This is a genomic window from Roseateles sp. (assembly GCF_965262435.1).
Taxonomy (GTDB): domain Bacteria; phylum Pseudomonadota; class Gammaproteobacteria; order Burkholderiales; family Burkholderiaceae_C; genus Paucibacter_A.
This window is the reverse complement of the sequence record NZ_OZ253537.1, coordinates 1656751-1670644: the sequence shown is the minus strand read 5'-3', so window position 1 is coordinate 1670644 and position 13894 is coordinate 1656751. Positions and strand designations below refer to the sequence as shown.

General features: G+C 64.9%; 13 protein-coding genes. 1 reads left to right on the top strand and 12 read right to left on the bottom strand.

Annotated elements, in window-relative coordinates; genetic code table 11:
- Positions 1-49 precede the first annotated feature (49 nt).
- On the top strand, positions 50-850 hold the full coding sequence (locus tag ACQY39_RS07205) for a substrate-binding periplasmic protein (protein ID WP_428504790.1): 801 nt from the start codon (positions 50-52) through the stop codon (positions 848-850).
- 68 nt (positions 851-918) lie between these two features.
- Here the strand turns inward: ACQY39_RS07205 and udk are convergent, their stop codons facing one another.
- From udk to ACQY39_RS07145, 12 genes are all read right to left on the bottom strand, one after another.
- Positions 919-1560: a uridine kinase gene (gene udk, locus ACQY39_RS07200; RefSeq protein ID WP_428504788.1), complete on the bottom strand. Its 642-nt coding sequence runs from the start codon at positions 1558-1560 to the stop codon at positions 919-921.
- Positions 1561-1689: 129 nt separating this feature from the next.
- Positions 1690-2313, bottom strand: a complete 624-nt coding sequence (locus ACQY39_RS07195) for an FG-GAP repeat protein (protein WP_428504786.1) — start codon at positions 2311-2313, stop codon at positions 1690-1692.
- 121 nt (positions 2314-2434) lie between these two features.
- Complete coding sequence (locus ACQY39_RS07190; RefSeq protein ID WP_428504784.1) at positions 2435-3196, bottom strand: tetratricopeptide repeat protein; 762 nt, start codon at positions 3194-3196, stop codon at positions 2435-2437.
- Between the two features lie 345 nt (positions 3197-3541).
- A complete protein-coding gene (locus ACQY39_RS07185; RefSeq protein WP_428504782.1) occupies positions 3542-4006 on the bottom strand; it encodes a hypothetical protein in 465 nt (154 codons plus the stop codon).
- A 32-nt stretch (positions 4007-4038) separates the two neighbouring features.
- On the bottom strand, positions 4039-4725 hold the full coding sequence (locus ACQY39_RS07180) for an NUDIX hydrolase (protein WP_428504780.1): 687 nt from the start codon (positions 4723-4725) through the stop codon (positions 4039-4041).
- Positions 4726-4793: 68 nt separating this feature from the next.
- Positions 4794-6380 carry a nicotinate phosphoribosyltransferase gene (locus ACQY39_RS07175; protein WP_428504778.1) on the bottom strand — a complete coding sequence of 529 codons (1587 nt, stop codon included), beginning with the start codon at positions 6378-6380 and terminating at the stop codon, positions 4794-4796.
- Positions 6381-6418: 38 nt separating this feature from the next.
- Positions 6419-7282, bottom strand: a complete 864-nt coding sequence (gene prs, locus ACQY39_RS07170; protein ID WP_428504776.1) for a ribose-phosphate diphosphokinase — start codon at positions 7280-7282, stop codon at positions 6419-6421.
- Between the two features lie 366 nt (positions 7283-7648).
- Positions 7649-8830 (bottom strand): acetyl-CoA C-acyltransferase, encoded by a 1182-nt coding sequence (locus tag ACQY39_RS07165; RefSeq protein WP_428504774.1) that lies wholly within the window; start codon positions 8828-8830, stop codon positions 7649-7651.
- Positions 8831-8877: 47 nt separating this feature from the next.
- The gene (gene aceK / locus ACQY39_RS07160) at positions 8878-10644 is read right to left on the bottom strand and encodes a bifunctional isocitrate dehydrogenase kinase/phosphatase (RefSeq protein WP_428504772.1); all 1767 of its coding nucleotides are present in this window, start codon (positions 10642-10644) and stop codon (positions 8878-8880) included.
- A 69-nt stretch (positions 10645-10713) separates the two neighbouring features.
- The gene (can, locus tag ACQY39_RS07155; RefSeq protein WP_428504770.1) at positions 10714-11394 is read right to left on the bottom strand and encodes a carbonate dehydratase; all 681 of its coding nucleotides are present in this window, start codon (positions 11392-11394) and stop codon (positions 10714-10716) included.
- A 128-nt stretch (positions 11395-11522) separates the two neighbouring features.
- Complete coding sequence (locus ACQY39_RS07150) at positions 11523-12455, bottom strand: pyridoxal-phosphate dependent enzyme (protein WP_428504768.1); 933 nt, start codon at positions 12453-12455, stop codon at positions 11523-11525.
- Positions 12456-12549: 94 nt separating this feature from the next.
- Positions 12550-13728 (bottom strand): isovaleryl-CoA dehydrogenase, encoded by a 1179-nt coding sequence (locus ACQY39_RS07145; RefSeq protein WP_428504766.1) that lies wholly within the window; start codon positions 13726-13728, stop codon positions 12550-12552.
- Positions 13729-13894: the final 166 nt, after the last annotated feature.

Sequence of the window (13894 nt, the reverse complement as noted above, 5' to 3'; positions counted from 1 at the left end):
TCCGACGAGCTTGTGACCCCGCGCTTGGCTCGCTGGGTATCATGTCCCGATGATGCCGCTCCGCTCAGTTCTGCTGCTGATGTGCCTGGTCGCTTGGGCGCAGCACAGCAGCGCGAAGGAGCCGGTGCTGCGCGCCTGTGGGCACCCGGCCGCGCCACCGATGAGCTGGGATCAGGACGGCCAGCTGACCGGCGTTTGTGTGGCCGCAGCGCGGCGGGCCTTCGCCGCGGTAGGGCTGACGCTTCAGGTGGAGCCCCCCACGCCTTGGGCGCGCTGCCTGCGGATGGTCGAAACCGGTGAGGTTGACGTCAATCTGTGCGGTTTTGCGAACGACAAGCGGCTGGAGCACGCGGTGATGGTGGAACCTCCGGTCGGCCACAACGAAGCGGTGCTGATCGTGCGCCGCGACAGCGCCCTGGTCTACAAATCCTGGGCCGACCTGAACGGCTTGCGCATCGGCATGGGGCGCGGGGTCAGTTTCGGGGAAGAGTTCGACGCCTACTTGGCTCAGCACACTCAGTTCGATCTTGCGATCAGCGAAGCACACAATCTGCAGAAGCTCTTGCTCGGAAGGCTCGACGCCGTGGTCACCGCAAGGCATGCGGGCCAGCAACAGATTCGCGCCACAGGCTGCGAAGCACAACTGCGCCTGCTGCCAGGCAAGGTGGTAGACGGCCCGCTGTTCATGCAGATGTCCAAGCGCTCCAAGCACCTGGGTGTCTTGCCACAAGTGACGGCGTTCATGAAGCAGCCGGCCCAGATCGAGTGGGTGCAGGGCCAGCAGGCTCGCTTTGAAACGATGTACGCCTCAATGAATCCGCCGGCGCAGTCCAAACTTTGCAGCCGCTGAGACCCAGGCAGCACCCTGAAGCCTGAGGGTCAGGTCTTGAATCTGAAGCCCCCAAGGCCTCAGTTCATTCACCCCCGCCCCATCTCCTGCAACAAGCTCCTCACCTTGGTGGTGATGATGTCCACCGCCGGGCCGTTGGCGCCGTGGGGCAGGATGACGTCGGCGTTGCGCTTGGTCGGCTCGATGAACTGCTTGTGCATGGGGCGCACGGTGTCCATGTACTGGGTCACCACCGACTCGGTGCTGCGGCCCCGCTCCGAAATATCGCGCTGCAGGCGGCGGATGAAGCGCACGTCCGAGGCGGTGTCCACGTAGATCTTCAGCGACATCATGTTGCGCAGCTTCGTGTCGTACAGGGCGAACAGGCCCTCGACCACGATCACCGGCGCGGGCGCCACGGTGATGGTGTCGCTGGAGCGGTTGTCGGCCGCGAAGTCATACACCGGCATGGCGATGGCCTCACCCTTGCGCAGGGCCGCCAGGTGCTGGGTCATCAGCGGCCAGTCGAAGGCATCGGGGTGGTCGTAGTTCTGCTTGCGCCGGTCCTCGGGCGGCATATGCGATTGGTCGCGGTAGTAGTCGTCCTGCATCACCACCGCCACGTTCTCGGGCCCGATGGCGGCCACCACCTGGCGCGTCACCGTCGATTTGCCGCTGCCGCTGCCGCCTGCGACACCGATGACGAAAGGTTTGTGGGGAGATTTAGGCATGAGCAGCTACAGCGGGAAGGGTCAGGGCTTGCGAATTGGTATGCAAACAAACAAACCAATAGGTGCGCAAGCGGGGGGAGGAGCGGACGAGGGGCAGATTTTATCGGTGGAGGGGACGCCTGAACCCGCTCATGCGCCACAGTCCCAGCCATTGAGCCGTACCGGTCGGACGGGGCTCTCGATTCGCTTCTCCGAGCTGCGGGTCTTACCCTTGCTGCGCAGCGTGGCGATGGACTTGCCCGTCAGGTAATTGGCGCTGCTGCGCTCTTCCTCGTCCTCGTCATAGGCCACGGACAGGGTGTCCTCGCCGATCAACTCAAGGTCCTTGAGCTTGGCGTTGTAGCGAAAGCGCCGCGTGGTGCTGCCGTGGCGGCTGGCGTCGGAGGTCTCGACCGCTTCAACGATCAGGGAACCCCGCTTGATATCAAGGGTGTAGAACTTGCCGGGATGGCAGAACTCGCCAGACAGCGAGAGGATGCGGTAGCCCCCGCTCGGGACTCCGGCAAGCACCACCAGTCGTTCTTCCCGTGGGGCCTCGTCGCGCCTGCTTCCGGTGAGCACCAGGGCCACATCGGAAATGCCGTCGCCATTCAGGTCGCCGGTGGCCTCGCCCCATACGAAGTCGAGATGGCGCAGTTCGCGCGCCTGCGAGGCGAAGGCCTGCAGCGCTTCCGGGCGTTCATTCGCAGCGACCGGCGCTGCGCATGAGCAGGCCAGCAGCAATGCGATGGACAGGGGCAGGTGGTTTCGCATGGTGGCGCCTTGGGAAGGCAAGGGGTAGCGGGAGAACTCGCCATGGTGCCACGCCTGGGCACAGACACAGCCGACAACACGGCCCCACCCCGACTGCAGCTTCAGCTGCGATACATGGCTCTCAGCTGTTCCGCTGGCCGGCCAAGGCCCGCGCCGCCGCCAGCCGGCGCGCGACCGGGCCGTTCAGCTCTCGCGTCAAGGGATTCCAGCGCGCGGAAATCTTCTCCAGCTCCTGCCAGAGCCGTTCAGCCATGGCGAGATCGCCGGTGGCATAGGCCCATACGGCGTACTCGGCCTTGCACCCATAGGTGTCGAACTTCGTGAGCGCAGCCTCGAAGGCGCCGCGCGCCTCCGCGCTTCGCGAGCTGCCGGCATAGCAGCGGGCGATCAGCAGGGACACCGTTTCCGCATGGAACTCCGGCCGATCCGATTGCAAGGGCTGCAACAGGGCCAAGGCCTCGTCATAGCGCTGGCACTCGACCCAGGCACGGGCGGCACCGAGCCGGATGTCGGGGTCGGCGGCGAAAGGCCCGCGCAGGCAGGACTGGTACTGCCGGGCCGCCTCCTCCGCCTCGCCGATCTCAAGCAGGGCGGCGGCCAGGCGCATCTGGTTCTGCGCCGTCGGCGCATCCTCGAGCGCAGCCCTGGCCTCGCGCAGCTCGCGGCCCGGGTCCAGCGCCTTAACCGCCGCTGACACCGCCTTCATCGCGCCTCGCTCCATGCGCGAGTTCGGCAGATAGATGGCGAAGAAGTACACCAGGCTGCCCAGCAGCGGGAAGGCGAACAAGATGAACAGCCAGTACATCTGCTGGCGGCTGCGAACGGCGTGGATGGCGCACAAGACGGCGATCACGACATGGAGACTCAATCCTGCGAATGGCATGCTGCATTCCTCCCCTTTTACTTGCCCGTTACCTGAGCGCATACAAGCGCCTCGCGCGGGATTCTGCCAGCAGTCGATTGCAGCAGGCGCGGCAGCCTTGCTACAACAAGACTTGACCAGACCGTGCGGGCTGGCGAGCTACTCGCGCGGAATGAAAAAAAGGATCGCGACAGTCAGCTGATCACCAAGGCGCAGCTGCAGTCGCAAGCTCGGCACTGTGAACAGGGACACGGGGACACGGGGACACAGAGACATGGGGCACGGAGGAGGCGAAGGCGCGAATCGCCAGACCGAGGGCTCAGCCTGCGACGGCTTTGCCGCGGCAGAAAGCCTCTGCCCGCCGTCTCAGCGCTGTTTTGCAGGCGCAGCCTGCTCGGGCTCCCGCTCGCACATCGCCTCGAACATGCTCTGGCACACGGCCAGCAGCTCGGCCTGCGGCATCGCCGCGAACTCCTTCCTCACCTTGAGAGAAAACTCCCGGTACTCCGGCCTTGCGCGCGACCGCGCGACGATGCGCGGGTCCTTTCGATTGCAAGCATACGGTGGCTCTAACAGCAGCTCGTACCGCCCCGGCTTGGCCGTGTCGGCCTTGCTGCAAACCTCGATGGTCACGTCCAAAAGGGCCTGGCCTTCAACGCTGGACAAGCCTTCTGCACGGAGCTGCGAGCCCAGGAGCAGGGCCAGAGAGGAGACAGCGATGGTTCTTGCATTCATGCGGATTCCTGGCGCCATAGCGCGACCTTTCATGGCGATGCCGGCCGGCCCTGCAACAGCAACAGCACGACCAATTGTCCAACTGGTATCCAGCACGGCTGGCGCACTGCCAGTCTTGCCTGTCGAACTCAGCTGATCTGCCGGCCCAGCATGGCGAGCTCGTCCCGCAAGCTGTAGCCCTGGGCGGGACGCCCGCCGGAATGGCGGATCAGCTGCGCCTCTACCAGCACGCCTTCGTCCAGGACCTTGCGGCGGAAGTTGTCCTTGTTCGTCGGGGATCCGGTGACGATCTCGTAGACGGCCTGCAGATCGGCCATGCGGAAGACCTTGGGCAGCAGATGCGCGACGATGGTGCTGTACGTGGCCTTGGCCTGCAGCCGCGCCAAAGCGGTGGCGATCAGCTGCAGGTGATCGAAGGCCAGGCCGCGGGCTTTCAGGCTCAAGTTCGGGATCACCTCGTGCAGCTCGACCTTGCCGGCATCGACCAGGGGCTGCACCGCGTCATGGTGGTGCAGGGCGAGATGCACCACACTGGCCGACCAGCCTCGCGGGTCTCGCTTGGGGCCGGAGGCGGTGCAGACCTGCTCCAGATGGCTGGGCTTGAAGCCCAGCTTGCTGCGCAGAATGCGCAGCATGGCATCCTCGGTGGACGCATCGACCTTGCCGGACTCGGGGTCCGCATGGACGTAGCCGCCCGGCAGGGCCAGCTGGCCGGCGCAAGGCTCCTCGCTGCGCTGCATCAGCGCGACCATGAGCCGCTGCTCGACCAGGGTGAGGATGACGGCATCGACGGTCAGGATGGGGGTCTTGAACATGGTCCTCGGTTCTCTCTGCCACGGGCACCTCCGCGCGACACGGCGGTGACGCGCGGAGGTGCATCGCCTCAGGCATCCGCCCTCACCCGCGCGCGGATGTCTGCAAAACTCTGCTCGCGCAGCAGCTTCCCGTCTTCGAACACCAGCTCCAGAAGGCCCTGGGTTTCTTGCTCCGGGGTTTGCCGGTCGAAGAGCACATAGTCGCCCGCGATCTTCTCCACGCGCAGCAGGCCCACGGCCGACTTTTTCACGCCGCTGTCGGTCTTGGGGTCCTTGGACAGCTCGCGAAGCTCGCCGCCGACGATGCCCGCCGTGGCCTTCATGGCCATGCCGAAGCTGTCGCGCGTCAGGTGCTGGTAGCTATAGCTTCCCACGCCAAGCACCACATTGGTGGAGGCAAAACCCTTGGCCTGCAAACGCGTCAGGATCTGTTGCGCGCGCTCCAGGGTGATCGAGTCGCCATAGATCAGACCGACGCGCTCATGCAGAACCTTGTAGCCCTTGGCGGTCTCGCTGCCGCCGAAGATGTCCCACAGGCACTGCACCGAGCCGCGGCGTTCGGCATCGGAAATCAAACGACCGTTGTGGATCACGGTGTAGCGGCCTTGCTCGTCCTGCATGAGCTCGCCGCGGCTGTTGCGGGCCAGCTCACCGTCCAGATAGCCGGTCAGGATCAGCACCGGATCTCCCGAGTCCGGCCGGAAGACGACCTTGGCCTGGCCCAAGGCATTGGGGCTGCGGCTCAGAATCTCATTCTTGAGTGTCACCGTGTACTCAGTGATGACCTGCCAGAAGTCCCAGGTGTCGGAGACGATGCTGATGATGCCGCTGGGGTACACCTCGGTGATCAATCGGCGGAAGGTTGAGACCTCGTCGAGCTGCCCGCCCATGCTCATCACGCTGTGTTCGGTGGCAGGCACCGAGCCACCCAGCAGCTCCTTGTCGCTGTCGGCGCCGTAGCAGTCCTCGGCGTAGTCGATGGCCGACACGGTGTCGGTGCCACAGAAGCTGACCAGATGTCCGGCGCCACAGCGGCTGGCGTCCTCCGGGTTGGACATGCCGCGGGCCGAGAAATCATGGGCCTGCCAGTCGATGAAGCTGGCGTCGCCGCCGGTCTGTTCGCAGAAGACCTCGAGCAGCCGCCGGTACTGACGAGCGATGGTGGCCACGGTCATCGGCTTCCAGACGCCGTTGGAGAGCATGGTCTCCAGGTAGTTCACCAGCCAGAAAAACGCAGGCAGGGTCTCGGTGATCGTGAAGACCGGCACCTTGATGTTGACCAGCGAACCTTCCGGCAGCGCCTTGATGCGGACGGGCAGGTAGCCCAAATCGTGCAGCGCCTCGATGTGCTGGACGGGCACCGCGCCGGGGCCCAGCGCGTTGTCCATGCGGCGCTGGTAGCGGCGCACTGCCTTGTCCTTGGGGAGCTGGAAGAACTCTTGATTGAACAGGTCGATCAGGAATTCCTTGATGAAGCCTTGAAGGCCGAAGAACAGCACCCGGCCATCGAAGGCGCCCGGGCCTTCGCGCAGCACCGGCGCCAGTCGATCGGAGCGCGGCGTGAAGTTCGAGTACACCTTCTCGGTTCCTGCGGGGTACTGAAACACATGGCCCGATTTGTAGAAATCGATCAGGTGAAGCGGGTTCATTTTCATGGGACGTCCTCGAAAGATGTTGATGGCTGGCCGTGCTGTCAGGCGGCCCTGGCGCTGTGGAGGCAGGTCTCCGCGGCCAAGGCGGGATCGGCGCAGAAGGGGGTGAAGATGGCGTCGAAGTGGGCCCTCAAGGGCGCCAGTCCCTTGGTGAAAAGCCCGTGGGTGACGTAAAGGTAGAGCGGCTGCTGGCTGCGCTCGCGCAGCGCGGCGGCCAGGGCGATGAAGGTGCCTCCGCCATCGCAGATGTCGTCGACCACGAGCAGCGGGAGATCAGGAAGCTCGCCTTCGACGGCCGCGTCGCTGAGCCTGCCGGTCAGGGGGTTGCGCCGCTTGCTCGCGAACACCAGCTGCGATCCGATCGCCTTGGCGACGAGTTCGGCACGCTTGCGGGCGCCGGCATCCGGGGCGACGACGGCCAGCTCTCCGATGTGCGAGAGCGCACCTTCACGCAGCTGCCGGACGTAGTGGACCGCGGGGATGACGCGGACGTTCCTCAGCAAGGCCGGGACAACGTCGCTGTGTGGATCGCTCACGGTGACGGTTGCGAACTCGACGCTATTGATCAGCTGACAGAAGACCGCGGCCGACAGCGGCTCGCCCTCGATGGCGACGCGATCCTGCCGGGCGTAGGGCACATAGGGCAGCCGCAGGTGAAGCTGCGCGCCCGCCGGAACGGCGCGCTTGAGCGCGTCGGCCAGGAGCAGCAGATCCATCACCCCCTCGGCCGAGTAGAGACCAGCGGTGATCGTCCAGCAAAGGTCTGTACAGCCCAACACGCTTTCGGGCAAACGCAGGTGGCGTTCGCCGCCGGGAAAGCTGAGCCTGTGAACACCGGGGTGCTCCCGGCTGGCCTCATCCTTGCCTGGAACGAGAGAGGAGTGAAGAGTCAACGTCGATTGCATCGTCTTGGCCTTGTTTGTCGTTTGATGCATCGTACATATATATAGAACGTGAGGCAAGAAAAATTGCGCTCGCCGCCCGGGCCTGGGTCTGCCATACGCACGGGTGGACAAGAAAATTGAACCTGAGGCCTGAAAGGCTGGCGGCTCATGAGGCACAGCGCCTCGCTACGGAGCCCTTGCCTGCCACCTAAGAGCCGGGGCCAGCGGTTAAGCACGCGGCTGGTCCGCGACCCGCATTACGCAAGCGCTTCATGCGGGCTACCAAGACGCCGCTTTGCGAATGCCTTGCCGCACGAGGCGCAAAGCGAGCCGACGTGGAACTTCACAGGAGTTCCACGCCCACGGCTCAACGGCCTACGTGGAGATTCACAGGATCTCGACGCCCACGGCCGTTGCTTCGCCCCCACCAATGCACAGCGCCGCCACACCGCGCTTCAGGCCGCGGTGCTTGAGCGCGCCGATCAGGGTGACCAGGATGCGGGCGCCCGAGGCGCCGATCGGGTGCCCCAGGGCAACGGCGCCGCCGTTGACGTTGACGATCTCGTGCGGCAGCTTGAACTCGGCCATGGCCGCCATGGTGACGGCGGCAAAGGCTTCGTTGACTTCCCAGAGGTCGACGCTCTTGGCATCCCAGCCGTTCTTGCTCAGCAGCTTTTGGATCGCGCCGACTGGGGCGGTGGTGAACCACTCGGGGGCGTTGGCATGCACGGCGGTGCCAACGATGCGGGCGATGGGCGCCAGGCCCAGCTTGGCGGCGGTGCTTTCACGCATCAGCACCAGGGCGGCGGCGCCGTCGGAGATGGAGCTGGAGGTGGCGGCGGTGATGGTGCCGTCCTTCACAAAGGCGGGCTTGAGGCCGGCGATCTTGTCCAGCTTGGCCTTGAAGGGCTGCTCGTCGCGGCTGAACACCGTGTCCACGCCGCGGTTGCTGACGGTGACGGGGGCCATTTCCCAGGCGAAGCTGCCGTCTTCATTGGCGCGCTTGGCGCGCTCGGTCGAGGCCACGGCGAAAGCGTCTTGCGCTTCGCGGGTGAAGCCGTACTTGCTGACGCAAGTTTCGGCGAACACGCCCATGGCCTTGCCGCGCTGGTAGGCGTCTTCCAGGCCGTCCAGGGCCATGTGGTCGTACATCTGGGCGGCGCCGTACTTCACGCCCTTGCGCGCGAACATCAGGTGCGGCGCGTTGGTCATGGATTCCATGCCGCCGGCGATCAGGATGTCGGCGCTTTCGGCCTTCAGCGTGTCATGGGCAAACATGGTGGCGCGCATGCCGGCGCCGCACATCTTGCTCAGCGTGACCGCGCCGACCGACTGGGGCAGGCCGGCCTTGAGCACGGCCTGGCGGGCGGGGGCTTGGCCCTGGCCGGCCATCAGGCAGTTGCCGATGAAGGCTTCCTGGATGGCATCACCCGGCACACCGGCGCGCTCGACGGCAGCCTTGATGGCCACGGCCGCCAGTTCCCAGGCTTGCAGGCCGGCGAAATCACCGAGCAGGCCGCCGATGGGGGTGCGGGCGGCGGAAACGATAACGATGGATTCAGTGGACATGAGAATCTCCGGTTGGGGGTGAAGGGGCGAAAGTCAAAAGGGATCCGTCAGCAAAGAAAGCGCCGCTGCGGGTCGTAGGGAAAAACGTCGTGCACATGGCCGTCCAGCGTGCGCTGCTGGTGGCGCTGCCAGAACTCGGGGTCGAGCAGATCGGCGTGGTGGCGCATGAAGACCTCGCTCACGCCGGGGTGGCCGAGCAGGAAGGGGCCGAAGGTCTCGGGGAAGACATCGCGCGGGCCGACCGCGTACCAGATCTCGCCGGACATTTCCTCTTCCTCGTTGCGCGGCGCGGGCACGCGGCGGAATTTGCAGTCCGTCATGTACTCGATCTCGTCGTAGTCGTAGAACACCACCTTGCCGTGGCGGGTGACGCCAAAGTTCTTCCACAGCATGTCGCCGGGGAAGATGTTGGCGGCCAGCAAGTCCTTGATGGCATTGCCGTACTCGATCACCGCATGCTCCAGCTGCGCGGGCGTGGCCTCTTGCAGATAGATGTTGAGCGGCACCATGCGGCGCTCGATGTAGACATGGCGCAGCACCAGGTGCTCACCGCCCTGCTTGTCACCGTCCTCTTCCAATAGGCTGGGGCAGAAGTGGCGCAGCTCGGCCAGCAGCTCCTCGTCAAAGCGATGGCGTGGCAATGCGACGTTAGAGAACTCCAGCGTGTCGGCCATGCGGCCGACACGGTCGTGCTGCTTGACCAGCAGGTACTTGCTCTGAATCAGCTCACGCGTGGTGTTTTCCTTCTGCGGCGGATAGAAATCCTTGATCAGCTTGAAGACAAAGGGGTAGCTGGGCAGATCGAACACCAGCATGACCATGCCCTTGATGCCGGGGGCGATGCGGAACTTGTCGCTGGAATGGCGCAGATGGGCGAGCAGGTCGCGGTAGAACAGGTTCTTGCCGTGCTTTTGCAGGCCGATGGCGCTGTAGAGCTCGGCACGCGGCTTGCGCGGCATCAGCGAGCGCAGGAACTGCACGCAGGCGCTGGGCACGGCCATGTCGACCATGAAATAGGCGCGGGCGAAGCTGAACAGCATCAGGAGATCGTCTTCGCCGAACAGGGCGGCGTCGATGTGCAGCAGGCCCGATCGCTCGGCATGAAGGATGGGCAGGGCAAACGGCGTCTCCGTGAAGCCGTTGATGATCTTGCCGACCAGGTAGGCGCCCTTGTTGCGGTAGAACAGGCTGGACAGCACCTGAATCTGAAAGTTAGCGCGCCAGCGGAAATCTCCGAGCTGGCGCTGCACCGCTTGCAGCACCAGGTCGACATCACGGCCGAGGTCTTCGAACTCGACATCGAGCTGGAAATTGGTCAGCACCCGACACCAGGTGTCGCGCAGGTTCTGCGGCGTCGGGTAGTAAGCGCGGTAGGTGGCGCGGGCGGCAGGCTCCTCGTTCTCGATGTACTCGGTGGACACGGCCGGGCGCACGAAGAGAAAAGAGTTGTGGAAGTAGCCGCGGTGCAGGATGCGGGTGCAGACCGAGTTGAAAAAGGTCTCGGCCAGCTCGGGCTGGAGGTGGTCGATCAGCAGGCCGATAAAGTGCAGCTTGACCTGCTGCCAGACATCCATGGCCAGCTGGCCGACCTGGAAGCGTGCTTCCAGCAGGGCCACGGTTTCGTCCACCCGCTGCTCGTAGAACTCGATGCGCAGCGCCTGGGCGCGCTGCTGGCCCTGCCAGTCAGCGCGCTCGAAGCGCTGCTTGGCAGCGGCACTGGTGGCGCTGAAGAGCTGGTAGTGGCGGTCAAAGCCGCCGAGCAGGGTCTGCGCGATCTCGAAGGCACGGGCGTCGGTCAGCTTCTGCGGAAACATGGACGGGCGCGCCGGGCTGGGACGAAATAGTCAAAGGACTGAGGCGATGCAGCAAGCCGCCGTGGCGACTCAGGCCGCCGGCTGGAGGCGCGCGGCCTCGTAGCGTTGCTTGACGGCCGCCAACGCGCGCTGGAAGGCGGGTGCCACCTGCTCGGCCGAGGCGGCGGTGATGCGAAGGTCTTCCAGCAAGCCGTTGTGCAGGCCGTAGACCCAGCCGTGCACGACGATCTCCTGGCCGCGCGCCCAGGCGTCTTGCACCACCGTGGTCTGGCAGGCATTGCGGGCTTGCTCCAGCACATTGAGCTCGCACAGGGCGTTGACGCGCTGCTCGGCGGCAATGCTGTCCAGCCATTCGCTGTGATGGTTGCGCACGTCCTGCACATGGCGCAGCCAGTTGTCGACCAGGCCGGTGCGTGCATCCAGCAAGGCGGCCTTCACGCCGCCGCAGTTGGAATGACCCACCACGATGATGTGCTTGACCTTGAGTGCATCGACCGCGAACTGCATGACCGAGAGGCAGTTCAGGTCCGAATGCACCACGACATTGGCGACATTGCGGTGCACGAACAGCTCGCCCGGCAGCAGGTTGACCAGCTCATTGGCCGGCACGCGGCTGTCGGCACAGCCGATCCACAGGTATTGCGGCGTCTGCTGCTTGAGCAGGCGCGAAAAGAAGCCCGGTTCGCGCAGCTCGGTATCCGCCGCCCATTGCTTGTTGCTGTCCAGCAGCTCTTGAAGTTCGGTACTCATAGGATTCGCATTCTGATCTTGTTGCACTGCAGCAAGCTGACATTCTCGCTGCTGTGCCAAGAGGCGCGGCTGGAGCAGTGAACGCGGCAGGTCGTCATGAATGGCTCGCGGCTTGGATCTTTGTTTGTTCAGTCAACTGGGGCAGCGCGCCAGCGCTGCAGCAGCTCGACACTCACGCCGACACCACCGCAGACCTCCACCAAGGGCCGCTTGAAGGGCGCAAACACCTCGGGATGGGCGCTCAGCACGGCCAAGGCGGCACCGCAAGCGGGCTCGACCATCACACGCATGGCGTCGGCAAAGCGGGCGCAGGCGGCGGTGGCCTGGGCGTCGCTGACGGTCAGGCTGACCGTCGGGTGGATGCGGGCCAGGCGCAAGGCCTCGTCGGCCACACGCCGGGCACCGAGCGAGGTGGCGATGGAGGTGATCGCCGGCAGGGTGACGGCATGGCCGGCCTGCAAACTCTGGCTGAAGCTGTCGGCGCCGACGGTTTCGACCGCGATCACCGGCACCTGATGCAAACCGTGGCGCTGCAGCCCCTGGACGATGCCGCTGTACAAACCACCACCGCCGACGGCGGTGACCACGGCGTCAAAGTCCAGGCCTTGGTCCAGCACCTCGTCGATCAAGCTGGAATGGCCCTCGAACAGCAGGGCGTGGTCAAAGGGGTGGACGTAGGCAGCGCCGCGCTCCTCGGCCAGGGCTGAGGCAAAGCGGTGGGCCTCGTCCCAGACCGCACCGTGGCGCAGCACCTGGGCGCCGCGTGCGGCGATCAGCTCGGCCACGGCCGCGCTGCTGCTTTCCGGCAGCACGATGGTGACGGGCAGGCCCAGCGCGCGCGCCGCGTAGGCTGCCGCAAACCCGGCGTTGCCGCCCGAGGCGCAGACGATCTCACGCGCGCCGTCTTGCGCCGCCTGCTGCACCAACCGCCCCACGCCGCGCAGCTTGAAGCTGCCGCTGGGCTGCAGCGCATCCATCTTCAGCCAGACCTCGGCTTGAGGGAACAAGCCCGGCGCCGCACGCAGCAGCGGGGTGTTCAGGTGCAGCGCGTCCAGACGCATCACATCGTCTGGCTGCGACTCACATCCGCAACGCGGATATGAGTCTTCGCCGCAACGGCGCCGCCCTGCGGCTTGTTGTCGGTGCCCTCGCCCATTACATGGTCTCGGCGAACAACTCACGGCCGATCAACATGCGGCGGATTTCCGAGGTGCCGGCGCCGATCTCATACAACTTGGCATCACGCCAGAGGCGGCCCAGCGGGTACTCGTTGATATAGCCGTTGCCGCCGAAAATCTGCACACCTTCGCCGGCCATCCAGGTGGCTTTCTCGGCGGTCCACAGGATCACCGAAGCGCAGTCCTTGCGGACCTGGCGCACATGCTCGGCGCCCAGCAGGTCGAGGTTCTTGGCCACGGTGTAGGCGAAGGAGCGGCCAGCTTGCAGCACGGTGTACATGTCCGCGACCTTGCCCTGGATCAGCTGGAATTCGCCGATGCTTTGGCCGAACTGCTTGCGGTCATGGATGTAGGGGATCACGTTGTCCATCACGCTTTGCATGATGCCCAGCGGGCCGCCGGTCAGCACGGCGCGCTCGTAATCCAGGCCCGACATCAGCACCTTGGCGCCGCCGTTGACAGCGCCCAGCACGTTCTCGGCCGGTACTTCCACGTTTTGGAACACAAGCTCGCCGGTGTGGCTGCCGCGCATGCCCAGCTTGTCGAGCTTTTGCGCGATGCTGAAACCCGGCATGCCTTTTTCGATCAGGAAGGCCGTGACGCCACGCGCGCCCAGCTCGGGCTCGCTCTTGGCATAGACCACCAAGGTGTCGGCATCGGGGCCGTTGGTGATCCACATCTTGTTGCCGTTGAGCAGGTAGTAGCCGCCCTTGTCTTCGGCTTTCAACTTCATGCTCAGCACGTCGGAGCCGGCACCGGGCTCGCTCATGGCCAGAGCGCCGACATGCTCGCCCGTGATCAGCTTGGGCAGGTACTTGGCTTTTTGCGCCGCGTTGCCGTTGCGCTTGATCTGGTTCACGCACAGATTGCTGTGCGCGCCGTAGGAGAGGCCCACGGAAGCCGAGGCGCGGCTGATTTCTTCCATCGCGATCATGTGAGCCAGATAGCCCATGTTGGCGCCGCCGTATTCCTCGCCGACGGTGATGCCCAGCACGCCCAGATCACCCATCTTGCGCCACAAATCCATGGGGAACTGGTCGCTGTGATCGATCTCGGCCGCACGCGGGGCGATCTCGGCCTGCGCAAAGTCGCGCACGGCGTCGCGCAGCGCGTCGATGTCTTCACCAAGTTGGAAATTCAGGCCGGGCAAATTCATGGGTGTCTCCAGGATCTCTAAATTGGGGTCAGAGTCATTTTTGCTTTGCCCAGCCGGCACTTGAGGGCGCCTGACCGAGCGGAAGCCGGCCATGGTAAGCCGGGCCCCGAACCGGCACCAGCGCCAGCTCGGACATCGCTTGATTGACGTTTACGTAAACGTTAAC

Excerpts from the sequence above, each read along its gene's own strand:
- aceK (WP_428504772.1), bottom strand. The coding sequence starts at position 10,644 with ATGTTTCCGCAGAAGCTGACCGACGCCCGTGCCTTCGAGATCGCGCAG.
- ACQY39_RS07180 (WP_428504780.1), bottom strand. The coding sequence starts at position 4,725 with ATGTTCAAGACCCCCATCCTGACCGTCGATGCCGTCATCCTCACCCTG.
- ACQY39_RS07165 (WP_428504774.1), bottom strand. The coding sequence starts at position 8,830 with ATGTCCACTGAATCCATCGTTATCGTTTCCGCCGCCCGCACCCCCATC.
- udk (WP_428504788.1), bottom strand. The coding sequence starts at position 1,560 with ATGCCTAAATCTCCCCACAAACCTTTCGTCATCGGTGTCGCAGGCGGC.
- ACQY39_RS07190 (WP_428504784.1), bottom strand. The coding sequence starts at position 3,196 with ATGCCATTCGCAGGATTGAGTCTCCATGTCGTGATCGCCGTCTTGTGC.
- ACQY39_RS07145 (WP_428504766.1), bottom strand. The coding sequence starts at position 13,728 with ATGAATTTGCCCGGCCTGAATTTCCAACTTGGTGAAGACATCGACGCG.
- can (WP_428504770.1), bottom strand. The coding sequence starts at position 11,394 with ATGAGTACCGAACTTCAAGAGCTGCTGGACAGCAACAAGCAATGGGCG.
- ACQY39_RS07150 (WP_428504768.1), bottom strand. The coding sequence starts at position 12,455 with ATGCGTCTGGACGCGCTGCACCTGAACACCCCGCTGCTGCGTGCGGCG.
- ACQY39_RS07205 (WP_428504790.1), top strand. The coding sequence starts at position 50 with ATGATGCCGCTCCGCTCAGTTCTGCTGCTGATGTGCCTGGTCGCTTGG.
- prs (WP_428504776.1), bottom strand. The coding sequence starts at position 7,282 with ATGCAATCGACGTTGACTCTTCACTCCTCTCTCGTTCCAGGCAAGGAT.
- ACQY39_RS07195 (WP_428504786.1), bottom strand. The coding sequence starts at position 2,313 with ATGCGAAACCACCTGCCCCTGTCCATCGCATTGCTGCTGGCCTGCTCA.
- ACQY39_RS07175 (WP_428504778.1), bottom strand. The coding sequence starts at position 6,380 with ATGAAAATGAACCCGCTTCACCTGATCGATTTCTACAAATCGGGCCAT.